The 22,698-nt window shown below is 70.1% G+C and carries 19 protein-coding genes; 10 read left to right on the forward strand and 9 right to left on the reverse strand.

Annotated elements, in window-relative coordinates:
• Positions 1-39: 39 nt before the first annotated feature.
• Together ACQKIP_RS04485 and ACQKIP_RS04490 are read left to right on the forward strand one after the other, a co-directional pair.
• Positions 40-1,797: an LCP family protein gene (locus tag ACQKIP_RS04485; RefSeq protein ID WP_365863723.1), complete on the forward strand. Its 1,758-nt coding sequence runs from the start codon at positions 40-42 to the stop codon at positions 1,795-1,797.
• A 92-nt stretch (positions 1,798-1,889) separates the two neighbouring features.
• Positions 1,890-3,530, forward strand: a complete 1,641-nt coding sequence (locus tag ACQKIP_RS04490; RefSeq protein WP_427742140.1) for an LCP family protein — start codon at positions 1,890-1,892, stop codon at positions 3,528-3,530.
• Positions 3,531-3,623: 93 nt separating this feature from the next.
• Here ACQKIP_RS04490 and ACQKIP_RS04495 read toward each other — a convergent pair whose 3' ends face one another.
• Positions 3,624-4,664: a glycosyltransferase family 2 protein gene (locus tag ACQKIP_RS04495; protein ID WP_365863727.1), complete on the reverse strand. Its 1,041-nt coding sequence runs from the start codon at positions 4,662-4,664 to the stop codon at positions 3,624-3,626.
• A 72-nt stretch (positions 4,665-4,736) separates the two neighbouring features.
• Here ACQKIP_RS04495 and ACQKIP_RS04500 point away from each other — a divergent pair, with 72 nt between their 5' ends.
• Complete coding sequence (locus ACQKIP_RS04500) at positions 4,737-6,299, forward strand: LCP family protein (RefSeq protein ID WP_365863729.1); 1,563 nt, start codon at positions 4,737-4,739, stop codon at positions 6,297-6,299.
• Positions 6,300-6,332: 33 nt separating this feature from the next.
• On the opposite strand, the gene ACQKIP_RS04505 is transcribed toward ACQKIP_RS04500, so the two are convergent.
• Entirely contained in the window at positions 6,333-6,881 is a 549-nt protein-coding gene (locus tag ACQKIP_RS04505) for an acyl-CoA thioesterase (RefSeq protein WP_365863731.1), read from the reverse strand.
• A 130-nt stretch (positions 6,882-7,011) separates the two neighbouring features.
• On the opposite strand from ACQKIP_RS04505, the gene ACQKIP_RS04510 reads away from it, so the two are divergent.
• Both ACQKIP_RS04510 and ACQKIP_RS04515 read left to right on the forward strand, forming a co-directional pair.
• On the forward strand, positions 7,012-8,331 hold the full coding sequence (locus tag ACQKIP_RS04510; protein ID WP_365863732.1) for an LCP family protein: 1,320 nt from the start codon (positions 7,012-7,014) through the stop codon (positions 8,329-8,331).
• A gap of 175 nt (positions 8,332-8,506) precedes the next feature.
• Entirely contained in the window at positions 8,507-9,691 is a 1,185-nt protein-coding gene (locus ACQKIP_RS04515; RefSeq protein WP_365863734.1) for a dipeptidase, read from the forward strand.
• A 181-nt stretch (positions 9,692-9,872) separates the two neighbouring features.
• Here ACQKIP_RS04515 and ACQKIP_RS04520 read toward each other — a convergent pair whose 3' ends face one another.
• Positions 9,873-11,216 carry a UDP-glucose dehydrogenase family protein gene (locus ACQKIP_RS04520; protein ID WP_365863736.1) on the reverse strand — a complete coding sequence of 448 codons (1,344 nt, stop codon included), beginning with the start codon at positions 11,214-11,216 and terminating at the stop codon, positions 9,873-9,875.
• A 200-nt stretch (positions 11,217-11,416) separates the two neighbouring features.
• Here ACQKIP_RS04520 and ACQKIP_RS04525 point away from each other — a divergent pair, with 200 nt between their 5' ends.
• Positions 11,417-12,574 carry an acyl-CoA dehydrogenase gene (locus tag ACQKIP_RS04525; protein WP_365863738.1) on the forward strand — a complete coding sequence of 386 codons (1,158 nt, stop codon included), beginning with the start codon at positions 11,417-11,419 and terminating at the stop codon, positions 12,572-12,574.
• A gap of 73 nt (positions 12,575-12,647) precedes the next feature.
• Here ACQKIP_RS04525 and ACQKIP_RS04530 read toward each other — a convergent pair whose 3' ends face one another.
• On the reverse strand, positions 12,648-13,121 hold the full coding sequence (locus tag ACQKIP_RS04530; RefSeq protein WP_365863740.1) for a MarR family winged helix-turn-helix transcriptional regulator: 474 nt from the start codon (positions 13,119-13,121) through the stop codon (positions 12,648-12,650).
• 100 nt (positions 13,122-13,221) lie between these two features.
• On the opposite strand from ACQKIP_RS04530, the gene ACQKIP_RS04535 reads away from it, so the two are divergent.
• Entirely contained in the window at positions 13,222-13,779 is a 558-nt protein-coding gene (locus tag ACQKIP_RS04535; protein ID WP_365863742.1) for a quercetin 2,3-dioxygenase, read from the forward strand.
• A 30-nt stretch (positions 13,780-13,809) separates the two neighbouring features.
• Here ACQKIP_RS04535 and ACQKIP_RS04540 read toward each other — a convergent pair whose 3' ends face one another.
• Genes ACQKIP_RS04540 through ACQKIP_RS04550 form a run of 3 tightly spaced genes read right to left on the reverse strand, consistent with a single transcriptional unit; the run spans position 13,810 to position 16,699 of the window.
• Positions 13,810-14,994, reverse strand: coding sequence for a dipeptidase (locus tag ACQKIP_RS04540; protein WP_365863888.1), 1,185 nt, complete (start codon positions 14,992-14,994; stop codon positions 13,810-13,812).
• A 5-nt stretch (positions 14,995-14,999) separates the two neighbouring features.
• On the reverse strand, positions 15,000-15,533 hold the full coding sequence (purE, locus tag ACQKIP_RS04545) for a 5-(carboxyamino)imidazole ribonucleotide mutase (RefSeq protein WP_361199272.1): 534 nt from the start codon (positions 15,531-15,533) through the stop codon (positions 15,000-15,002).
• On the reverse strand, positions 15,530-16,699 hold the full coding sequence (locus ACQKIP_RS04550; RefSeq protein WP_365863744.1) for a 5-(carboxyamino)imidazole ribonucleotide synthase: 1,170 nt from the start codon (positions 16,697-16,699) through the stop codon (positions 15,530-15,532). Before ACQKIP_RS04550 ends, purE begins: the two co-directional genes overlap by 4 nt.
• Positions 16,700-16,886: 187 nt before the next feature.
• Between ACQKIP_RS04550 and ACQKIP_RS04555 the strand changes: the two genes are divergently transcribed.
• Entirely contained in the window at positions 16,887-17,417 is a 531-nt protein-coding gene (locus ACQKIP_RS04555; RefSeq protein WP_365863746.1) for a GtrA family protein, read from the forward strand.
• A 12-nt stretch (positions 17,418-17,429) separates the two neighbouring features.
• Here the strand turns inward: ACQKIP_RS04555 and ACQKIP_RS04560 are convergent, their stop codons facing one another.
• Together ACQKIP_RS04560 and ACQKIP_RS04565 are read right to left on the reverse strand one after the other, a co-directional pair.
• Positions 17,430-18,704, reverse strand: a complete 1,275-nt coding sequence (locus ACQKIP_RS04560) for an ATP-binding protein (RefSeq protein ID WP_427742146.1) — start codon at positions 18,702-18,704, stop codon at positions 17,430-17,432.
• A 163-nt stretch (positions 18,705-18,867) separates the two neighbouring features.
• On the reverse strand, positions 18,868-19,545 hold the full coding sequence (locus ACQKIP_RS04565; RefSeq protein ID WP_190083462.1) for a response regulator transcription factor: 678 nt from the start codon (positions 19,543-19,545) through the stop codon (positions 18,868-18,870).
• A 477-nt stretch (positions 19,546-20,022) separates the two neighbouring features.
• On the opposite strand from ACQKIP_RS04565, the gene ACQKIP_RS04570 reads away from it, so the two are divergent.
• Complete coding sequence (locus ACQKIP_RS04570) at positions 20,023-21,519, forward strand: peptide MFS transporter (protein WP_365863749.1); 1,497 nt, start codon at positions 20,023-20,025, stop codon at positions 21,517-21,519.
• A gap of 177 nt (positions 21,520-21,696) precedes the next feature.
• Complete coding sequence (locus ACQKIP_RS04575) at positions 21,697-22,587, forward strand: alpha/beta hydrolase family protein (RefSeq protein ID WP_365863751.1); 891 nt, start codon at positions 21,697-21,699, stop codon at positions 22,585-22,587.
• The last annotated feature ends 111 nt before the right edge of the window (positions 22,588-22,698 follow it).

Below are 22,698 nucleotides of genomic sequence, written 5' to 3' on the forward strand. Positions count from 1 at the left end.
AAAGGCGCCGCGTGGCCCCGACGGAGGACGCAGACAACCGTGGACGCGCAAGGCCGTGGGCGGGCGGAGAACATCGACCCCGCAGACCAGTGGGTACTCAACCCGAACACCGGCGATTACGAACTGCGACTGAGCCCTTCCGGAGGGCAGTCGGCAGTGCCCGGACCCCGCAGATCGACGCGGTCCTCGTCACGCCAGGGAACGCGCGGCCGCGACGGCCGACGCGGTGAGCCCCGTGAGTCACGTGAGCCCCGTGACTCACGTGACGAACAGCGGGACGTGCCGCCGCAGCGCAGACGCCGGGCTCCGCAGCCGGAGCCCGCGAGCGGGCGGCGCAAGCAGAAGCCGAAGAAGTCCAAGGGCAAGAAGGCCCTGGTGTGGACGGGCGGCACGCTCGCGCTCGTCCTGGTCGCGACGGGCACCGCCGGGTACCTCTACTACCAGCACCTGAACGACAACATCACCTCCATCAACGACGACGGAGCGGGCACCGGCGGCTTCAGCAAGGACCGCGCCATCAACATCCTGGTGATGGGCACGGACAAGCGCAGCGGCAAGGGCAACGAGAAGTACGGCGACAAGGGCAGCCTCGGTCACGCCGACACGACGATCCTGCTGCACGTCTCCAAGGACCGTACGAACGCGACCGCGTTGAGCATCCCGCGCGACATGATCACGGACATTCCGGACTGTCCGACGGAGATGGAGGACGGCACCAAGAAGACCATCGCCGGCTCGAAGGGCGTCCGCTTCAACGAGAGCCTCGGCCAGAACGACCGCACGCCCAGCTGCACCATGCGTACGGTCACCGAGATCACCGGCATAAAGATGGACCACTTCATGGTGGCCGACTTCAACGCGGTCAAGACGCTCTCCAGCGCGGTCGGCGGCGTGGACGTCTGCCTGGCCAAGGACATCGACGACCCGGACTCGCACCTGAATCTGCCCGCGGGCAAGCACACCATCGAGGGCGAGGACGCGCTGGCGTTCGTCCGCACGCGCCACTCCGTGGGCACCGGCGGCGACTTGAGCCGCATCGAGCTCCAGCAGCAGTTCCTCAGCTCGCTGATGCGCAAGCTCAAGTCGAACGACACGCTCACCAGCCCGTCGAAGATGATAAAGCTGGCCGAAGCGGGCACCGAGGCACTCACCGTCGACTCCAAGATCGCGGACATCATGAAACTCCGTGACCTGGGCATGGAGCTCGGCAAGTTCGACATGAAGAACCTGAGCTTCGCGACCGTGCCCGTCGTCGACAACCCGGCGGAGAAGGTCCACACGACGGTCGTCCCGAACGAGGAGAAGGCCGAGCAGCTCTTCGCCATGATGCGCGCCGACGAGTCGCTGACCGCGGTGAAGGACCAGGAGAAGAAGGAGAAGAAGGAGATCGCCGCCCGCCTCAAGGGCAGCAAGTCCGCGGCCTCCGACGTGCGGGTCAACATCTACAACGGCAGCGGGAAGACCGGCGCCGCTCAGGCAACTCTCACGTACTTGCAGAACACTGAGGGCATGTCCAAGGCAAGCCAGCTCGGCAACGCGCCGTCCGACCTCAAGAAGACGACGCTGGAGTACGCACCCGACCAGGCCGACCAGGCCCGGCGGCTCGCCGACGTCATGGGGCTCTCGGGCTCCGCGATGAAGCCGGGGAAGAGCGAGAAGAACTCGCAGGGGCTCCCCGCCATCAAGCTGACGCTCGGCAGCGACTTCAAGGGGGCCGGGGTTTCCATCAGCGCTCCGTCGAAGGCGCCGAAGGACATCCAGAAGGTCGAAGCGGACAAGACTGTGTGTGCCAAGTGACCTGAAGCGGCCATTCTGCGTCTAACAAGGCGCAGGATGGCCGTAATTCGGGCTGGCGCGGGGAGCGCCGGGGGCGCGGGGAGGGGCAGGGGATGGGGAAGAGCAGCGTGCGTGGGGAGGGGGCGCGAGAACGTGCCCCGCACGCAAGTGATCTTGGCTTGGAAGAAAGCCCGCAGCACGAGGGCGGGAATCCACCGGCGGACGGCGGCAAGCAGCGGCACCGCGGCGGGAGCGGCGGCCCGCGCGCACCGCGTCCAAGACGCCGGATACTCCGCTGGTCGGCGACGGTCCTTTCGGTGCTGATCCTCGGCACGGCCGGCGTCGGGTACCTCTGGTACCAGCACCTGAACAACAACCTGGAGACCGACGAGCTGAACATCGGCGAGGACCGGGCCCCCGAGCCCACGCCTAACGCCGCGGGCCAGACTCCGCTGAACATCCTGCTGATCGGCTCGGACGCACGGGACTCCAAGGAGAACCAGAAGCTCGGCGGCGCCAAGGAGACCTTCGGCGGCACACCGCTCGCCGACGTCCAGATGCTGCTCCATCTGTCGGCCGACCGCACGAACATGTCGGTCATCAGCATGCCGCGCGACACGCTGCTCGACATCCCCAAGTGCACCGACCCGGACGACGGCAAGGTCTACGAGGCTTCCACGCAGCGGACGATGACGAACCAGACGCTCGGCCGCGGCGGCCCCGGCTGCACGGTCGCCACCTGGGAGAAGCTCACCAACATCCACATCAACCACTTCATGGAAGTGGACTTCTCCGGTGTGGTCGACATGGCCGACGCCATCGGCGGCGTGCCGGTCTGTGTGGACGCCAACATCCACTCGCGCGACAGCGAGGGCCACGGATCGGGTCTGAAGCTCGAAGAGGGCACCACGTCCATCAAGGGCAAGCAGGCCCTCCAGTGGCTGCGCACCCGCTACGGCTTCGACGACGGCAGCGACATCAGCCGCGCCAAGGCCCAGCACATGTACATGAACTCACTTGTGCGCGAGCTGCGCGAGAACGCCGGTCTGAGCAGCCCCAACAAGCTGCGCAAACTCGCCGAGACGGCCACCAGCGCGCTCAAGGTCGACGAGGGCCTCGGCAGCGTCAAGAAGCTCTACGACCTGAGCAACGAGCTCAAGAAGGTCTCCCCGGAGCGGACCACGATGACGACCATGCCGTTCGAGTACGTGGGCGCGCGGGTGATCCCCAAGCCGGGCGACGCCGAGCAGCTCTTCCGCCTCGTACGCGACGACGTCTCGCTGGACGGCAAGGGCAAGAAGAAGCCCGCCGAGGAGAAGGTCTCGGACGACCCGGCGGCCGACGACGCCGAGATCGCCGTACAGGTGCAGAACGGCACCCGCTCCGACACCGAGCCCCCGGTCGGCGGGCGGGCGACCACCGTCACCCAGATCCTCGCCGGGAAGGGCTTCACCAAGGCGACGGCCGATTCGACGGCGGCACTCGCGCAGGAGAAGACCGTCATCAAGTTCCCCAGCGCGGACCTGGAGGGCGACGCCCAGCGGGTCGCCAAGTCCCTCGGCATGAAGCTGAGTTCGGTGAAGAAGTCGACGGACGTCTCCGGGGTGACCCTGGTCGTCGGCGCCGACTGGCGGGAGGGGAACACCTATCCCAAGTCGAAGCAGGACGACAAGACGCCGGATTCGGCCGACGCGCTCAACGGCTCGGACAAGAAGGCCTGCATGCACGTGAACCCGAAGTTCACCTGGGAGTGACGCCGACGCCGGACCGACCCCGGCCCGGCCCCGGCCCGCAGGAAGCAGAAGCGGGCCGGGTCCGTCCGGACGTCCGGAAGGCGGTTAAGTGCCTCAGGCCTCGCTGAGCACGGCCGGGCGCCGCGAGGCGATGACCCGCTTGGCCAGCGAGCGCGGGCTGGTCAGGAAGCCCCAGCCCCACGACATGTGCATGGTCGCGAGCGCCACCGGGATCTGGAGGCGCGCCTTCAGCGGAAGCCCCTTGCCCGCGGGCAGCGAGCCCGCCACGATCGCCGCGAGGTAGCCGGCGGGGACGACGAAGCCCCACGGCGTGACCAGGGCGCCCACGACGACGCCGGCCGCGATCGCGCAGACCGCGGTCGGCGGCGCGAGGTAGCGCAGGTTGATGGAGCCTTCGTGGTAGCGGGCGACGACGTGCCGCCAGCGGCCGTAGTCCTTGTACTGCTTGGCCAGGGCCTTCACGCTCGGCCGCGGGCGGTACTGCACCTTCAGCTCGGGCGAGAACCAGATGAGTCCGCCGGCCTCGCGGATGCGGAAGTTCAGCTCCCAGTCCTGGGCGCGGATGAACTCTTCGTTGTAGCCGCCCTGCTGTTCCAGGGCCTCGCGGCGGAAGACGCCGAGGTAGACGGTCTCCGCCTGCTGGGCCTCGCCGCCGGTGTGGAAGGCGGCGTTGCCCACGCCGATCTTCGACGTCATGGCGGCGGCGACTGCGTCCTCCCAGGCGTTCTCGCCCTCGGCGTGCATGATGCCGCCTACGTTCTGCGCGCCGGTCTCCTCCAGGAGGCGCACCGCCGTGGCGATGTAGCCGGGCGAGAGGATGCCGTGGCCGTCCACGCGCACCACGATGGGGTGGCTCGACGCCTTGATCGCGGCGTTCAGGGCCGCGGGCGTGCGGCCCGTGGGGTTCGGGACGGTCTGCACCCTGGCGCGGTGCCCGGCGGTCTCGGCGACCAGTTCGGCGGCGATCTCGTCCGTGCGGTCCGTGGAGGGACCGAGCGCGACGACGACCTCCATCTCACCGTCGTAATCCTGTTCGAGGATCGCGGATACGGCAGCACGCAGATGCCGTTCCTCGTTGAGCACCGGCATGATCACGGAAACGGCAGGAAGCTGCACGTGAGGCGTCGCGTTCATCGGCGCCACGTTACCGCGAATGGGGGACACCGGCGCGCGCCGCCCGGCCTGCTGCCCCGGGTCGCAGATCGTATGGGCCTACGGTTCTGGCATTCCCCGGCCCATCGAGACTCTCCCCCACCCGTCCCGGCCACCGCGGAGGTGTCCCCTCACGTGCCCACACCGCCCCGCCGCTACCCGACGCCGCCACCGCGTGGCCAACGCCCGCCACGCGCGAGGCAGCCCGTGCAGCAGCCCACGGGTCGGCAGGTCAAGCGGCGCAGGCGGCCACGCTGGGTCGCGCGGGCGGCGACGGTGTTCTCCGTGACGGTGCTCGCGGCGGCCGGGATCGGGCACGCCGTCGTCACGAGCCTCGACACCAAGATCGACCGGGTCGACGCCTTCAAGGACATGAAGAACCGCCCCAAGGCGGGCAACGGCATGAACGTCCTGCTGGTGGGCACCGACGGCCGCGACAAGGTCACCGATGCGGACAAGGAGAAGTACCGCCTGGGCGGAGCGCCCTGTCACTGCACGGACACGATCATGATCGTGCACATCTCGGAGGACCGGAACCGCGCCAGCGTCGTGAGCCTGCCCCGGGACAGCTACGCGGAGATGCCCGAGCACGTCGACCGGAACTCCGGCGAGAAGCACAAGCCGCACCCGGTCAAGATGAACGCGGCGTACGCGGAGGGCGGCGCGAACCTCACCGTGCGGACCGTCGAGAACATGACGAAGGTCAAGATCGACCACTATCTGGAGGTCGACTTCACCAGCTTCATGAAGACCGTGGACGTGCTCGGCGGCGTCGAGATCTGCACGGCCCGCCCGCTCAAGGACTCGTACACCGGGCTCGACCTGCCCGTCGGCACGCACACGCTGAACGGCGGCGCCGCGCTCCAGTACGTCCGCACCCGGCACGTCGACGGCTCGTCGGACCTGGGCCGGATGCGCCGCCAGCAGCGGTTCCTCGCGGCGCTGATCTCCAAGGCCACCGGCAGCGGGGTGCTGCTCAACCCGCTGAAGTTCCGCGACGTGAGCCGGACGCTGCTCAGCTCGGTCCGGGCCGACGGCGGCTTCGGCACGAACGAGATGCTCTCCCTGGGGCGGGCGATGCGCGGCTTCTCGCCGCGCTCGTCGGAGTTCACCACGGTGCCGCTGCTCGACAAGGGTGTGAACGTGCCGGGCATCGGGTCGACGCTGAAGTGGGACCCGCGCAAGTCCGTGAAGCTCTTCGACGCGATCCGCGCGGACCGTCCCCTGGCCGCGCACCACGCCAAGCGGGCCATCGTCGACGTGTCCCCGCAGCAGATCCGGGTGCAGGTCGACAACGGCACGGGCAGGCCGGGCCTGGGCAAGCAGGTCGACACCGCGCTGCGGTCCACCGGCTTCCGGACGACGCGGGCTCCGGGCAACTGGCCGGGCGCCCCGCTCAAGCGCACGGTCGTCGCGTACGACCCGCGCTGGGACCGCTCGGCGAAGTCCCTGGCGACCGCGCTGCCCGGCAGCATCATGAAGCCGGTGAACGGCCTCGGCTCGACCCTGAAGGTCTTCGTGGCCCAGGACTTCAAGCGGATCAGGCCGGTACAGGCGGAGGACGCCTACCAGGGCGAGTTCGGCGCCCTGACCGGCGACCAGGTGGTGTGCCGGTAGGGGGCTCCTGACGGGCGGGGGCCGCCAGGGGGCTCAGTCGTCGAGGCCCTCGGCGGCACGCGCCTGCCGCAGCTCCTTGATGGCCCGGCGCCGCGCGAGACGGTGCGTGCGCCGGATCTGCGCCTCTTGGTAGCGGCGCCGGTCCCGCTCGGTCTCCGGGAGCACCGGCGGCACGGTGCGCGGTTTGCCGTCCGCGTCGACGGCGGCGAAGACGAGATACGCGGAGCCCACCTGCTGCGCGGGCGTCGACTCGTTCCAGCGCTCGGCCAGGACCCGGACGCCGACCTCCATGGAGCTGCGGCCCGTCCAGTTCACCTGCGCCTTCACATGGACCAGGTCGCCGACGCGCACCGGCTCCAGGAAGGCCATCTCGTCCATGGACGCGGTGACCGCGGGCCCGCCCGAGTGCCGTCCCGCGACCGCTCCCGCGGCGTCGTCCACCAGTTTCATGATCACACCGCCGTGCACCGTCCCGAGGAGGTTGGTGTCGGCGTGGGTCATGATGTGGCTGAGAGTCGTACGGGACGCCGAGGTCGGCTTGCCCGGAATCTCCGATTCCGTGCCGGGGGCCAGGTCTGTCATGGGCTCCACCCTATGTCTGACGTATGTCCCGACCGCGCCCCGGCCGCTTTGCATCAGCTCTGCAACAGCCCTGACCCGAAATCACACCGGCCCTGTAAGGCACCCTGCCGGACGCGGCACACTGGTCCACATGAGCGATTGGCCTGACGACCAGGGCGGCCGACGATACGGCCGCGGCAGCGGGAGCGCACAGCCTGAGGGCGCCCGCAGGATGCGGCATGTCCAGCGCGGCGGCCCGTCCGGCCGACCGGGCCAGCAGCAGGCGGGAGGCGTCCCGCAGCAGCAGTCCTACGACGACGGCTCCGGCCAGCGGTACGGTGACGCTCGCGACGACATGTTCGAGCCCCGCAGCCCCCGCCAGGACGGCTACGACAGCGGTTACAACACCGGTCAGGTCTACGGCTCACCGAACGGCAACGGCGGCCAGGGCGGCGGCGACGGATACGCCACCCGTGCACCCCGCCCCGCCCCGAACTGGCGGCGCCGCATCAAGATCGGCTCGATCACCCTGGTCGTGGTGCTCGTCGCGGTCTCCGTCGGCACGTACTTCTGGGCCGACTCCAAGCTCAAGCGCGAGGTCGACCTCTCCAAGGTCATCGAGCGCCCCGACGGCGGCGACGGCACGAACTACCTGATCGTCGGCTCCGACAGCCGCGAGGGCATGTCCGACCAGGACAAGAAGGACCTCCACACGGGCTCCGCCGAGGGCAAGCGCACGGACTCGATGATGATCCTGCACGTCGCGGACGACGGCGGGAACACGATGATCTCGCTGCCCCGCGACTCGAACGTGACGATCCCGTCCTTCAAGGGCGCCGAGTCCGGGAAGCTCTACCCGAACCAGGGCCGCCAGACGAAGCTCAACGCCGCGTACGCCGAAGACGGCCCCGAGCTGCTCGTGCGCACCGTCGAGTACAACACCGGCCTGCGGATCGACCACTACGCCGAGATCGGCTTCGGCGGCTTCGCGAAGATCGTGGACGCGGTCGGCGGCGTCGAGATGGACATCCCCAAGGGCTTCAAGGACGAGAAGTCCGGCGCCGACTTCGAGGCGGGCAAGCAGACCCTCGACGGCAAGCAGGCCCTGGCCTTCGTCCGCACCCGTTACGCCCTGCCGGGCAGCGACCTGGACCGTACGAAGAACCAGCAGAAGTTCCTCGCGGCCCTGGCCAACCAGGCGGCGACGCCCGGCACGGTCATGAACCCCTTCAAGCTCTACCCCACGATGGGCGCCGGCCTGGACACGCTGATCGTCGACAAGGACATGGGCCTGTTCGACGTGGCGTCCATGTTCTGGGCGATGAAGGGCGTCACGGGCGGCGACGGCAAGTCCATGAACATGCCGCTCGCGGGCTCCACCGGCGGCAACCTCCTGTGGGACAAGGCCAAGGTCAAGCAGATGGTGGAGCAGCTGAACAACGACGAGAAGGTGACGGTCTCGGGCGGCTGAGCCCCGGGCGTTCCGCTCATACGCGCAAGGGCCCCGCCGGGATCGGCGGGGCCTTTCGCATGCCGTGCGCACGGCTGCGTGCCAGGGGGGTACCCCGAACGCTCCGCCCGCCGCGAAGGCGCGGCTCCCCCGTGTCACGGTGGACCGGACCCCACCTGACGCCCGGAGCACGCCAATGGCAGATCTGCAGGTCGACCTCGACACCACCGCCGCAGCCGGAGACCTCGACCGGCCCGCCGCGCGAACCCCCGAAACCCCGCCCATATCCGACGCCTTCGAGCCCGGACCGGTGAGCGAGACGGCGACGGCGCCCGGCTCCCGGTCCAAGACGGCGGCCGGAGAGCTGCTGCCCAGACCCGAGCCTTCCGTGCCGGACCCGCTCAGGCGGGCTCGCGCGCTGCTCGCCGCGCATCCCGTCGCCGACGGCTACAGCGGGCTGCCGTGGGCGCTGAGCGGACTTCCCTGGTACGACCTGGAGCTGGGCGACAGCGCCGTGGACGCCGATGTGCCGCGCCTGCGGGCCGGCGGTGTGGGGGCGCAGTTCTGGTCCGTGCACGTCCCGGAGTCCGTCACCGGTGACCGCGTGCTCGGCGCGACCCTCGAACAGCTCGACCTCGCCAAGCACGCCGTCCGCAGCCACTCCGAGGGGCTGCGCCTCGCCACGTCGGCGTCCGAGGTGGCCGACGCCCGTCACTGCGGCCGCATCGCCGCCCTGCTCGGCCCGGCGCGCGCCGAGGCGATCGGCGACTCGCTGGCCACCCTGCGCGCCCTGCACGCCCTCGGCCTGTGCTCGCTGACGCTCTCCGGCACGTCATGGGCGGGCCCCGACGGGCTGAGTCCCTTCGGCGAGGAAGTGGTGCGCGAGCTGAACCGGCTGGGGGTGCTCGCCGAGCTGTCCGGGGCGTCCGATGCCACCGCTCGCCGGGTGCTCGCCGTCTCCAGGGCGCCGGTGGTCTTCGCCCGCTCGGGGGCCCGCGCGCTGCGGGACTCCCCGGCGAACCTCCCGGACGACCTGCTCACCGCGCTCGGCGCCGCCAAGGGCCTGTGCCTGGTGCCCCTGGCGGCCGGGCAGACGGGTTCCTCGATACGTGAGGTGGCGGACCACCTCGATCACGTACGCCGGCTCGCGGGCCCGGAGTCCGTGGGCCTCTCGGGTATGTACGACACGCCAGACGCGCACCCCGACGGCCTGGGCGACGTCTCGCACTATCCGTACCTCGTCGCCGAGCTCATCGAGCGCGACTGGCCCGACGCGGATCTCGCCCGCCTGACGTGGGGCAACGTCCAACGGGTGCTGCGCGGCGCGGACTTCGCGGCACGGGCGGCGCGCGAGAGACGACGCCGACAGGCGGCTCTCTAGCCGACGGCGCTTCAGCGGGCGGCTCTTCAGCAGGCGCAGAGTGCCGCCGTCGCCGTCGTCCTTGGGGGTGCCGCCGGCGACGGCGGCGTAGAAGCGGGCGGGCGCGAGGGGGCGGGACAGTCGGGTACGGCGACGCCGGGCGTGCGGCCTTGTCCGCCCCGGACAAGCGGCCCGACAGGCCTCAGGCCGAAGGCCGCCCCATCGCCCGGTACGTCCAGCCCGCCGCGCGCCAGACCTCCGGGTCGAGCGCGTTGCGGCCGTCCAGGATGAGGCGGTTCGACGCCACCTCGCCAAGGGCCTCCGCGTCCAGCTCGCGGAACTCCCGCCACTCCGTGAGGTGCAGCACCGCGTCGGCGCCCCGCACCGCGTCCAGGGCGCTCTCCGCGTACGCCAGCGTCGGGAAGAGCCGGCCCGCGTTCGCCATCCCCTTGGGGTCGTACACCGTGACCTGGCCGCCCTGGAGGTGGATCTGCCCGGCGACGTTCAGCGCCGGCGAGTCACGTACGTCGTCGGAGTCCGGCTTGAACGTGGCGCCGAGGACCGCGACCCGCTTGCCCAGGAAGGACCCGCCGCCCAGCGCCTCGCGCGCCATCTCCACCATCTGCCCGCGCCGGCGCATGTTGATGGAGTCGATCTCGCGAAGGAAGGTCAGGGCCTGGTCCGCCCCCAGTTCGCCCGCCCGCGCCATGAACGCCCGGATGTCCTTGGGCAGGCAACCGCCGCCGAAGCCGATCCCGGCCCGCAGGAACTTCTTGCCGATCCGGTCGTCGTAGCCGAGCGCCTCCGCCAGCTTCACGACGTCGCCGCCCGCGGCCTCGCACACCTCGGCCATCGCGTTGATGAAGGAGATCTTCGTGGCGAGGAAGGAGTTGGCCGAGGTCTTCACGAGCTCGGAGGTCGGGAAGTCGGTCACGACGAAGGGCGAGCCCTCGCCGATCGGCCCCGCGTACACCTCGCGGAGCAGCTTCTCGGCGTGCGCGCTGCGGACGCCGACGACGATGCGGTCGGGGTGCAGCGTGTCCTTCACGGCCAGGCCCTCGCGCAGGAACTCCGGGTTCCAGGCCAGCTCGGCCTCGGCGCCCGCAGGAGCCGCCGCGGCCAGCTCGCGCGCGAGGCGGTCCGCCGAGCCGACCGGCACGGTGGACTTGCCGACGACGAGCGCGGGGCGCGTCAGATGCGGGGCGAGCTGCGCGAAGGCGCTGTCCACGTAGCTCATGTCGCAGGCGTACTCGCCATGCTTCTGCGGGGTGTTCACGCAGACGAAGTGGACGTCACCGAAGGCGGCGACCTCCGCGAAGTCCATGGTGAAGCGGAGCCGCCCGCTCGAACCCTCGATCCCGGCGACGTGCTTGCGCAGCAGCTCCTCCAGACCGGGCTCGTACATCGGGACCTCGCCCCGTTGCAGCATCTCGATCTTCTCGGGCACGACGTCGAGGCCGAGCACCTCGAAACCGAGCTCGGCCATGGCCGCGGCGTGCGTCGCACCGAGGTAGCCGGTGCCGATCACGGTGATCTTGAGGGCCATGCGGTGCTCCAGGGGTATACGGCCGTCAGTGCGGTGCCCGAGCATAGTCGGGCCCTTGACCGGGCACGTTCCCGCTATTGCCGACTGCTCGCCGCCCGGCTGCCGCCCGCTGTCGGCAAGCTCACGTATCCGTCGCGTGAGCCGCCCTCTAAAATTTGGGTTACTTAACAGTAATTAGCGTCCTTGGAGCGTGAGAAACCTTGGCCGGATCGGCTGATTTCGACCTGTACCGCCCGTCCGAGGAGCACGACATGCTCCGGGACGCGATCCGTTCGCTCTCCGAGGCGAAGATCGCACCGTTCGCCGCCGCGGTGGACGAGGAGGCCCGCTTCCCGCAGGAGGCGCTCGACGCCCTCGTGGCCTCCGACCTGCACGCCGTGCACGTACCCGAGAGCTTCGGCGGCACCGGCGCCGACGCGCTCGCCACGGTCATCGTGATCGAGGAAGTGGCCCGCGTCTGCGCCTCGTCCTCCCTGATCCCGGCGGTGAACAAGCTGGGCTCGCTCCCCGTGATCCTCTCCGGGTCCGAGGAGCTGAAGAAGAAGTACATGACGCCGCTCGCCAAGGGCGAGGGCATGTTCTCGTACTGCCTCTCCGAGCCGGACGCTGGCTCGGACGCGGCGGGCATGAAGACGCGGGCCGTCCGTGACGGCGACTCCTGGGTCCTGAACGGCGTGAAGCGCTGGATCACGAACGCGGGCGTCTCCGAGTACTACACGGTGATGGCCGTGACCGACCCGACCAAGCGCTCGAAGGGCATCTCCGCCTTCGTCGTCGAGAAGTCGGACGAGGGCGTCTCCTTCGGCGCCCCGGAGAAGAAGCTCGGCATCAAGGGTTCGCCGACCCGCGAGGTCTACTTCGACAACGTTCGCATCCCCGCCGACCGCATGATCGGCGAGGAGGGCACGGGCTTCGCCACGGCGATGAAGACCCTGGACCACACCCGCATCACCATCGCGGCCCAGGCGCTCGGCATCGCACAGGGCGCCCTGGACTACGCGAAGGGGTACGTCCAGGAGCGCAAGCAGTTCGGGAAGCCGATCGGCGACTTCCAGGGCGTGCAGTTCATGCTCGCGGACATGGCGATGAAGATCGAGGCCGCGCGTCAGCTGACGTACGCCGCCGCGGCCAAGTCGGAGCGCGGTGACGCGGACCTCACCTTCCAGGGTGCGGCCGCCAAGTGCTTCGCCTCGGACGTCGCGATGGAGGTCACCACGGACGCCGTCCAGCTCCTCGGCGGCTACGGCTACACCCGTGACTACCCCGTCGAGCGCATGATGCGCGACGCGAAGATCACCCAGATCTACGAGGGCACGAACCAGGTCCAGCGGATCGTCATGGCCCGCAACCTGCCGTAACCCGAGAACGACGCAGCTGCCCTTCCCCTGCCGCGGGGGGAGGGCAGCTGTGTTTTGCGGGGGTCGGCCGGGGTCAGTCCCTGCCCGGAGCGAGTCCCGGATCCAGACCCGGCGCGAGAACCGGCGGATCGCCCCACGGGAGTTCCAGCGCCGCCCGCAGCGCCCGCACCTGCGGCTCGCCGATCCGGTCGGCGAGCTCCCGCTCGACCCGGCGCAGGACCAGCTCCGCCCTCCGGTGCGTACGTGCGCCCTCCTCGGTGCGGCGGATCAGCCGCTGGCGCCCCGACGAGGGGTCGGGCACCTGCTCCAGGAGGCCCGCGGCGACCAGGCCGTGCACCGCCTGATGGGCGGTCTGCCGGGTGACGCCCATCCGGCGGGCCAGCTCGGAGACCGTCGTGCCCTCCTCGTCGAGGACGGCGAAGAGGCCCGCCTGGGCCGGCGACACCTGCGCCTCCCCCGCCTCCTCCAGGGTCGCGAGGAGCGCGTCCTCGAACCAGCGACGGGCGTCGCCGAGGAGTTGCGGGAGGTTGCGGCCGGTGGCGTGCATGCCGAGAGCCTATGGGTACGCGGGGCCGCTCCTTGCCCGCCACGGACTCACTATGTCAGGCTGCCTGACATTCATCGTCGCCCAGCCTCCGGAAGAGCCCATGACCATCGAGTACGCCACCCGCCACCGGAGCGCTTCCCGCATCCCCGCCGAGCCGGGCAAGCCCTATGTCATCGAGAAGGGAGCGGGCGACCGCGCCCATCTGTTCGGCGACCTGATCACCATCTACGCGGGCGGCGAGCAGACCGAGAACGGCTTCAACTTCTTCACCGTCGAGGGCCCCGCGGGCAACGTCATCCCGGCCCACCTGCACCCCGACACGTACGAGGTCTTCTACGTCACCCAGGGCGCCGTCCGCCTCTTCGTCGAGGACCTGGAGGGCGAGCAGCTGGAGAAGCTCCTCACCCCCGGCGACTTCGGCTTCGTGCCCAAGAACTGCCCGCACGCCTACCGCATGGAGCGCCACCACAGCCAGGTCGTCGGCGTCGCCGCGGGGCCCGGCGGCACCTTCGAGCGGTTCTTCGAGACGCTCGGTGCGCCCGCCGAAGGGCTCGGCCTGCCGCGCGAGCCCGTGGTGCCCACGCCCGAGAAGTTCGCGACCGTCCCCGAGCAGTACGACGTGCGCTTCCTGCCCGGACACCAGTGGCGCACGCGGTGAGCGACGAGCCGTCCGGCTCGTCGCTCACCCTCAGCCGTCCAACTGCTGGAGCGTCGCGTTCGACGGACCGCGCCGGGACTGCTCGTCCCGTGCCACGTCCTCCGCGGCGCCGAGCACGCGGACCGCGTTCTGCCACGTCAGCTTGGCCAGGTCCGGCTTCGACCAGCCGCGGGTCAGGAGCTCCGCGATCAGGTTCGGGTAGCCCGAGACGTCGTCGAGGCCGTCCGGCGTGAACGCCGTGCCGTCGTAGTCGCCGCCGATGCCGATGTGGTCGACGCCCGCGACCTCGCGCATGTGGTCGAGGTGGTCGGCGACCGTCGAGGCCGTGGCGACCGGGCGCGGGGTGGACTCCTCGAAGGCCGCGTGGACCTTCATCGCCTCCGGCGTCGTGTCCAAGTGGTGGAAGCCGTGCGCCCGCATGTTCTCGTCGGCCGCCGCCGTCCAGTCGACCGCCGCCTGGAGGACGAACTTCGGCACGAACGTGACCATCGCGACGCCGCCGTTCGCGGGCAGGCGCTCCAGGACGTCGTCCGGGATGTTGCGCGGGTGGTCGCACACCGCGAGGGACGAGGAGTGCGAGAAGATCACGGGCGCCACGGACGTGTCCAGGGCCGCCCGCATCGTCGTCGCCGCCACGTGGGAGAGGTCCACGAGCATGCCGCTGCGGTTCATCTCCCGGACCACCTCGTGGCCGAACGGGGAGAGGCCCCCGACGCCCGGCTCGTCCGTCGCCGAGTCCGCCCACGCGATGTTGTCGTTGTGCGTCAGCGTCATGTAGCGGACGCCGAGCGCGTGCAACGCCCGCAGGGTCGCGAGGGAGTTGTTGATCGAGTGGCCGCCCTCGGCTCCCATCAGGGACGCGATACGGCCCTCGCCCCGCGCCGCTTCCATGTCCGCGGCCGTCAGCGCGCGCCGCAGGTCAGCGGGGTAGCGCGTGAGCAACTGGTCGACGCAGTCGATCTGTTCGAGCGTCGCGCTCACCGCCGCGTCGCCCGTCAGGTCCGTGCGGACGTACACCGACCAGAACTGCGCGCCGACACCGCCCGCCCGCAGGCGTGCGATGTCCGTGTGCAGGCTGCCCGTCTGGTCGGCCGCGATGTCGAGGCGGTCGATGTCGTAACCGGCCTTCTCGCGCAGCGCCCAGGGCAGGTCGTTGTGCCCGTCGACCACGGGGAAGTCGGCGAGCAGCGCGCGGGCCTCGTCCAGCGCAGTCATCGCGCTCACTTCCCCGAGCCGAAGCCGAAGCCGGACCCCGCGCCCTCGACCTTCGTACGGAGCCGCTTGCCCTTCTCCGTGGCCTGTTCGTTCAGCTCCTGCTGGAACTCCCGCATGCGGCCGAGGATTTCGGGGTCGTGCGCGGCGAGGATGCGCGCCGCGAGGAGGCCCGCGTTGCGCGCGCCGCCCACCGAGACCGTGGCCACCGGGACACCCGCGGGCATCTGCACGATGGACAGGAGCGAGTCCATGCCGTCGAGGTACTTGAGCGGTACGGGCACGCCGATGACCGGCAGCGGGGTCACCGAAGCGAGCATGCCCGGCAGGTGCGCGGCGCCGCCGGCCCCCGCGATGATCGCCTTGAGACCGCGGTCGGCCGCTTCCTCGCCGTACGCGACCATCTCGCGCGGCATGCGGTGCGCCGAGACGACGTCGACCTCGTAGGGGATCTCGAACTCGTCGAGAGCCTTGGCCGCGGCCTCCATGACCGGCCAGTCCGAGTCGGAGCCCATCACAATGCCAACTACAGGTGCGGTCATTCGGTGATCGTTCCTCTGAGATAGCCGGCCGCGTGACGCGCGCGCTCCAGCACGTCGTCCAGGTCGTCGCCGTAGGTGTTGACGTGGCCGACCTTGCGGCCCGGCTTCACGTCCTTGCCGTACATGTGGATCTTCAGCTGCGGGTCGCGCGCCATGCAGTGCAGGTACGCCTGGTACATGTCCGGGTAGTCGCCGCCCAGGACATTGGCCATGACCGTCCACTTCGCCCGCGGGCGCGGGTCGCCGAGGGGGAGGTCGAGCACCGCGCGCACATGGTTCGCGAACTGGGACGTGATCGCCCCGTCCTGCGTCCAGTGGCCGGAGTTGTGCGGGCGCATCGCCAGCTCGTTGACCAGGATGCGGCCGTCGTGGGTCTCGAAGAGCTCGACCGCGAGGTGGCCGACCACGCCGAGTTCCTTGGCGATGCGCAGCGCCAGCTCCTGCGCCGCGCCCGCGAGGTCCTCGGAGAGGCCGGGAGCGGGCGCGATCACCGTGTCGCAGACGCCGTCGACCTGCTGCGACTCGACGACGGGGTAGGCCACGGCCTGGCCGTGCGGCGAGCGCACGACGTTCGCCGCGAGTTCCCGTACGAAGTCGACCTTCTCCTCGGCCAGGACCGGGACACCGGCCCGGAAGGGATCTTCGGCGTCCTCGACGGAACGGACGAACCACACCCCCTTTCCGTCATAGCCGCCACGCACCGTCTTGAGGATCACGGGGAAGCCGTCGCCTTCGGCCGCGAAGGCCGCCACGTCCGCCGGATCGCGCACGATCCGGTGGCGCGGGCACGGCACGCCGATCTCCGTGAGCTTCTCGCGCATGACGCCCTTGTCCTGGGCGTGCACCAGCGCGTCGGGCCCGGGGCGCACGGGGATGCCGTCCGCCTCCAGGGCACGTAGATGCTCGGTGGGTACGTGTTCGTGATCGAAAGTGATCACGTCGCAGCCCCTCGCGAACTCGCGCAGCGTGTCGAGGTCGCGATAGTCGCCGATGACGACATCGCCGACGACCTGCGCCGCGGAGTCCTGAGGGGTGTCACTGAGGAGCTTGAATTTCAGGCCGAGGGGGATACCCGCCTCGTGGGTCATGCGGGCGAGCTGACCGCCGCCGACCATGCCGACTACCGGGAACGTCACACCCCCAGGGTATCGGCCTGTATCAGCCACGTCGGAACGGCCGGTTTCCGTGCACCGTACGGGCGCTCCCGTCACAGAGCCGCCACAGTGTGGAAGCGTCCACGCGCAACGGGCCGGGGTCGCTGGTTAGCATGGCTGGGTTGACGCGACCGAATCACCAATTACGTCGACGAGACGACGACCGAACGAATCGACGACGGGGGCTGGGGCGACCACCATGACGGAACGTGGCGCACTACGGGTGCGACTGGATCAGCTCGCGCGCGAAGTGGCCAAGTTCGGCGCCGTGGGAGCCCTGGGCACGCTGGTGAATTTCGGCGTCTCCAACCTGCTGTGGCACATGACGAGCCTCCAGGCCGTGCGCGCGAACGTGATCGCCACGGTCGTCGCCATCGCCTTCAACTACGTGGGCTTCCGTTACTTCACGTACCGGGACCGCGACAAGAGCTCCCGCACCAAGGAGCTCACGCTGTTCCTGATGTTCAGCGCGGTCGGCCTGGTGATCGAGAACGGCGTCCTGTACGCCGCGATCTACGGTTTCGACTGGGACAGCCCGCTCCAGCGCAACATCTTCAAGTTCGTGGGCATCGGCATCGCCACCTGCTTCCGCTTCTGGTCCTACCGCACCTGGGTCTTCAAGACGCTGCCCGCCCGTGACGCCGTCGCCCGTGCGGAATCGTTCCTGGACGACGGGAGCACGGCCGTGCCGGCCGAGGAGAAGCGGCCCGCAGCGCGGGGCACGCACTAGGCCCTCAGCGGTCTACCGAAGCGTCCGCTCGGGCTCCTCCGCCCGCTTCGGCGGCGTGCGCGACAGGAACAGGCCGAACACCGGCGGCTTCGTCTGGAGCATCTCCAGGCGGCCGCCGTCGGCTTCGGCCAGATCCCGGGCGACCGCCAGGCCGATACCCGTCGAGTTGCGGCCGCTGATGGTGCGCTCGAAGATCCGCGCGCCGAGATCGGCGGGAACGCCGGGGCCGTCGTCCGTGACCTCGACGACCGTCTGGTTGCCCGTGACGCGGGTGCGCAGGGCCTCTGTGCCCCCGACGTGCATGAGTGAGTTCTCGATGAGCGCCGCGAGGACCTGCGCGACCGCCCCCGGCGTGCCCACGGCCCGCAGATGCCGCTTGCCCGAGCTGACGATGGCGCGGCCCGCGCTGCGGTAGGCCGGGCGCCACTCCTCGAGCTGCTGCTTGACGACCTCGTCCAGGTCGAAGGAGACGGCGGAGCCGGTGCGCGGGTCGCGTGAGTTCGTGAGCAGCCGCTGTACGACGTCGGTGAGGCGCTCGACCTGCGCGAGCGCGATCGTGGCCTCCTCCTTCACCGTGTCCAGGTCATCGGTGACGGTGATCTCCTCCAGGCGCATGGAGAGGGCCGTCAGCGGCGTACGGAGCTGGTGCGAGGCGTCCGCGGCCAGCCGCCGCTCGGCGGTCAGCATCCGGGCGATCCGCTCGGCGCTGCCGTCCAGGACGTCCGCGACCCGGTCGAGCTCCGGCACCCCGTACCGCTTGTGGCGTGGCCTGGGGTCGCCCGAGCCGAGGCGTTCGGCGGTCTCCGCGAGGTCGGTGAGCGGCGAGGCGAGGCGGTTGGCCTGGCGTACGGCGAGGAGTACGGCGGCGACGATCGCGAGCAGGGCCACCGCGGCGATGATCAGCAGGGTGCGGCCGACCTCCTGGGTGACGGCCGTGCGCGGCTCCTCGACGGTGACCTTCTCGCCCTCCTCGCCGTCGGCCGTGTCGTGGATGACGTCGCCGGTGGGGCGTTTGCCGATCTCGATGGGGGCGCGGCCGGGGATCTCGATCAGGGCGTAGCGGTCGGTGTCGACCGCGGCGACGTCACGCAGGATCTCGGCGTTGATCCGCTCGTCGCTGATGAGCCTGCTGTCCACGATGCTGGCCAGGCGGAGTGCCTCGCTCGTCACTCGCTCCTGAGCGCTGCTGCTGATCGTTCTCGTCTCGACGATGACGAGGCTCACCCCGAAGACCGCGATCACTACGAGGACTACGGCGAGGGTGCTGCTGATCAGTCGGCGGCGCATTTACTCAGTGTCGCCGATCGAAGCCCCCCTTAGGGGCGCGGGGAACTGCGCGGCCAGCCACGACGGAGTCGCAGACGCGTATGGCCGCGGCGGTTCTACGGCGGGTGCGGGTCGTCTTGCGTTGCTCGCGCAGTTCCCCGCGCCCCTGACGGGGCGCAGCCCCTCAACTCTTCTCGAAGCGGAAGCCGACGCCCCGCACAGTGGCGATGTAGCGGGGGTTCGCCGCGTCGTCGCCCAGTTTTTTGCGGAGCCAGGAGATGTGCATGTCCAGGGTCTTGGTGGACGACCACCACGTCGTGTCCCAGACCTCGCGCATCAGCTGGTCACGGGTGACCACCCGGCCCGCGTCCCGGACAAGCACCCGCAGCAGGTCGAACTCCTTGGCCGTGAGCTGGAGCTCCTCCTCGCCCATCCAGGCACGGTGCGACTCGACGTCGATCCGTACGCCGTGCGTGGCCGGCGCCTGCTGCGGCTCGGCGGCGCCGCGCCGGAGCAGGGCCCGGACCCGGGCGAGCAGCTCGGCAAGCCGGAAGGGCTTGGTCACGTAGTCGTCGGCGCCCGCGTCCAGGCCGACGACGGTGTCCACCTCGTCGGCGCGGGCGGTCAGGATGAGGATCGGCGCCGTGTGCCCCTCGGCACGGAGGCGGCGGGCCACCTCCAGGCCGTCCATTCCGGGCAGCCCCAGGTCGAGTACGACAAGGTCGACGCTGCCCTGCAGCCCGGCGTCGAGGGCGGTCGGGCCGTCCTCACGCACTTCGACCTCATACCCCTCCCTGCGCAGGGCACGGGCCAGCGGCTCCGAGATGGACGCGTCGTCCTCGGCGAGCAGTACACGGGTCATGGGGTGATGGTAGTCCGCGCCGGACCACCGAAGTGGGGTGATCGCCTTCCGTCGGTCGACGCCTGCGGCTATGCGGTGCGATCCTGTGGATCACCTTTAAATGTGGGCGGCGGTTCCACCGTAACCTGTGATCCATCTCTCAAGTCCTTCCATATCCCTCCTTCACATGGCGTATGGTGACCCAACGCCTGATGCACTATGCAAGGACCTTTGGCCCACTGTGCGGCCTTAGGTCTCTTTTATGTGCAGGCCGGCTCTGCCAGCCTTTGAAGGAATGACCTGTGGTCGGGCCCTGTGTGCATGTACGCGCCAGGGCGTGGATCTCGGAGTCGCCGTCCACCAGCGCCGCTCCTGGCAACGGAGCGCGAACTCCCCCGGGCGTGGGGGTGTGCGGACGGTACGACCCCGGTGCCGACCGCCCCCCACCGGGCGCGCACACGCTCTTGCCGCGCGTCCCGAACTCACGAGGATCGACCCATGGCGTCCAGCCTGACGAAGGACTCCGCCGGTACCCCTGGCTCTGAGAAGACCTTCTTCGGCCACCCCCGCGGACTGGCCACACTGTTCATGACCGAGATGTGGGAGCGCTACAGCTTCTACGGCATGAAAGCACTGCTCCCGCTGTACTTGATCGCCCCCGGCGGCATGAACATGAGTGCCACGACGGCGACGGCGATCTACTCCGTCTACATGTCGATGGTCTACCTGCTCGCCATGCCCGGCGGCTGGGTCGCGGACCGCTTCTGGGGACCGCGCAAGACGGTCGCCGTCGGCGCCGGCGTGGTCATCCTCGGCCACATCACCCTCGCCCTGCCGAGCTCGGCCTCCTTCTTCGCGGGCCTCGCGCTCGTCGCGCTCGGCTCCGGCCTCCTGAAGGCCAACATCTCCACGATGGTCGGCCACCTCTACGACGGCCCGGAGGACCCGCGCCGTGACGGTGGCTTCACGCTGTTCTACATCGGCATCAACATGGGCGCCTTCCTCGCCCCGCTGACGATCGGCACCGTGGGCGAGAACGTCAACTGGCACTTCGGCTTCGCGCTCGCCGCGGTCGGCATGGCCCTCGGCCTCGCCCAGTTCATGCTCGGCTCGCGCCACCTGAGCGGCGAGAGCAGCGTCGTCTCCAAGCCCGCCACGCCCCAGCAGCGCAAGTCCGCCCTGCGCACCGGCCTGATCTGGCTGATCGTGGCGGCCGCGCTCTACACGTTCCTCGCCGTGACCGGAAACTTCGCCGACTGGGCGCTGATGCCGCTCACCATCGCCGGTCTGGTCATCCCGGTCACCGTCCTGGTCCGCATGAAGCGCGACAAGGAGCTGACGACCCTGGAGCAGTCCAAGCTCTCCGGCTACGTCTGGTTCTTCATCGTCGCCGCCGTCTTCTGGATGATCTACGACCAGAACGGCTCGACCCTGTCGATCTTCGGCGAGCACTCCACGACGAACCACCTGCTCGGGTTCGACTTCCCGACCTCCTGGTACCAGTCGCTGAACCCGATCTTCATCATGGCGCTCGCCCCCGTGGTCGCCTCGGCGTGGCTGTGGCTGAACAAGCGGGGCAAGGAGCCGAGCACGGCGGTCAAGTTCGCCTCCAGCCTCACGCTGATCGGCATCTCCTTCCTCGTCTTCCTCATCCCGCTGATCGACACCGCCAACAACGGCGGCAAGGTCAGCCCGATGTGGCTGGTCGCGATCTACTTCATCCAGACCGTCGGCGAGCTCTGCCTCTCCCCGGTCGGCCTCTCGGTCACCACGAAGATGGCCCCGGCGAAGTACACCGCCCAGATGATGGGTGTCTGGTTCCTCGCGGTCACCGCGGGCGACTCCGTCACCGGCCTGCTGACGTCGCCGCAGCTCGGCATCGACCTGAACAACTCGGGTGCGGTCGCCGTCGAGGCGGTCATCGCGGTCATCGCGGGCTTCGGCATCTGGCTGAACCGCAAGAAGGTCAAGGAACTCATGGGTTCCGTGAACTGACGTCGCCCACGCCCCCCGCGGGCCGACGACGACGGCGAGGGCCGCCGCACCTCAGGGTGCGGCGGCCCTCGCGTGCGTTCGCCCACTCGCGCGAACAAGGGATCGTTCGCTAACCCGTGGCGGTGACGCGATACGTTTCTGCGGCGGCGCCGGTGCCGGGCGGTGAACCATCTGGCCATGCGTCGTACGTTGCCGGTCATCGCCCTCTGCGTGGCGTTGCTGTCGTCCAGTGCCGCGGTCGAGGCCGCACCCGAACCGCCGCCGGCCAAGGCTGCCGCACCCGAACCGCCGCCGGTCCAGGCCGCCGCCCCCGGGCCGCCCCCGGCCGCGACTTTCTCGTACGGGAGGCATGCCCGCCAGAACATCACCGTGTACGGCGACCGGTCCGGGCATCCCGCCCTGATGATCCTGCACGGCGGCTCCTGGCTGCGGGACACCGACTGGAGCGGGTGGGCGCGGTGGTTCGCGGCGCGCGGATTCACCGTCTACGACACCGACTACCGGCTGACGTCCGACGCCGCATGGCCCGCGCAGCGCGACGACGTGCTCGCGGCCCTGCGGTGGGTGAAGCGGCGGGGCGGCGGTACTCCCGTGGTGCTCGGGTCGTCCGCCGGGGGGCATCTCGCCGTCAGTGCAGGGACCTACGGCGCCGGGCGCAAGCGGGTGCGTGCCGTGGCGGCGCTCTCCCCCGTGGCCTCGCCCTACCGGGCCTGGACGGACGGCGGGATGACCGCCGCGTCCTCCGCTCAACGGGGGCTGCGGGACGCCGCCGAGCGGCTCGCGGGGTGCTCTCCGGCAGGGGGCACGGCGCGGTGCCTGGCGCGGTGGGAGGATCTCGCCGCCAAGTCGCATGCCTCGGGCAAGGACGACGCCCCGATGCTGCTCACGCACTCGGCGGCGGACTTCGTGCCGGTGGCGCACTCCACCGACCTCGCGCACGCCGAGTCGGTGGCGGGCCTGCGGGACGTGACGGTACGCATCGAGCCGGGCTCGGCGCACGGGGGTGTGCTCCTGAAGAATCCGGCGCTCGCCAAGGCCGTGCTGGCGTGGCTCCGTAAGCACAGGTGAGGGGGACGCCCCGTCAGGGGCGCGGGGAACTGCGCGAGCAACCACGGCGTGCCCGCACCCGCGCGGTGGCCGCCGCAGGCAGACGCGTCTGCGAGGTCTGGACCGTTGGCC

The organism is Streptomyces sp. NPDC059900 (assembly GCF_050270335.1).
In the GTDB taxonomy this organism is placed as follows: Bacteria; Actinomycetota; Actinomycetes; order Streptomycetales; family Streptomycetaceae; genus Streptomyces.

Coding starts and splice junctions, on each gene's coding strand:
- ACQKIP_RS04515 (WP_365863734.1), top strand. CDS start 8,507: ATGGCAGATCTGCAGGTCGACCTCGACACCACCGCCGCAGCCGGAGAC.
- ACQKIP_RS04540 (WP_365863888.1), bottom strand. CDS start 14,994: ATGACTGCGCTGGACGAGGCCCGCGCGCTGCTCGCCGACTTCCCCGTG.
- purE (WP_361199272.1), bottom strand. CDS start 15,533: ATGACCGCACCTGTAGTTGGCATTGTGATGGGCTCCGACTCGGACTGG.
- ACQKIP_RS04500 (WP_365863729.1), top strand. CDS start 4,737: ATGGGCCTACGGTTCTGGCATTCCCCGGCCCATCGAGACTCTCCCCCA.
- ACQKIP_RS04560 (WP_427742146.1), bottom strand. CDS start 18,704: ATGCGCCGCCGACTGATCAGCAGCACCCTCGCCGTAGTCCTCGTAGTG.
- ACQKIP_RS04490 (WP_427742140.1), top strand. CDS start 1,890: ATGGGGAAGAGCAGCGTGCGTGGGGAGGGGGCGCGAGAACGTGCCCCG.
- ACQKIP_RS04505 (WP_365863731.1), bottom strand. CDS start 6,881: ATGACAGACCTGGCCCCCGGCACGGAATCGGAGATTCCGGGCAAGCCG.
- ACQKIP_RS04555 (WP_365863746.1), top strand. CDS start 16,887: ATGACGGAACGTGGCGCACTACGGGTGCGACTGGATCAGCTCGCGCGC.
- ACQKIP_RS04570 (WP_365863749.1), top strand. CDS start 20,023: ATGGCGTCCAGCCTGACGAAGGACTCCGCCGGTACCCCTGGCTCTGAG.
- ACQKIP_RS04520 (WP_365863736.1), bottom strand. CDS start 11,216: ATGGCCCTCAAGATCACCGTGATCGGCACCGGCTACCTCGGTGCGACG.
- ACQKIP_RS04530 (WP_365863740.1), bottom strand. CDS start 13,121: ATGCACGCCACCGGCCGCAACCTCCCGCAACTCCTCGGCGACGCCCGT.
- ACQKIP_RS04575 (WP_365863751.1), top strand. CDS start 21,697: ATGCGTCGTACGTTGCCGGTCATCGCCCTCTGCGTGGCGTTGCTGTCG.
- ACQKIP_RS04565 (WP_190083462.1), bottom strand. CDS start 19,545: ATGACCCGTGTACTGCTCGCCGAGGACGACGCGTCCATCTCGGAGCCG.
- ACQKIP_RS04535 (WP_365863742.1), top strand. CDS start 13,222: ATGACCATCGAGTACGCCACCCGCCACCGGAGCGCTTCCCGCATCCCC.
- ACQKIP_RS04495 (WP_365863727.1), bottom strand. CDS start 4,664: ATGAACGCGACGCCTCACGTGCAGCTTCCTGCCGTTTCCGTGATCATG.
- ACQKIP_RS04510 (WP_365863732.1), top strand. CDS start 7,012: ATGAGCGATTGGCCTGACGACCAGGGCGGCCGACGATACGGCCGCGGC.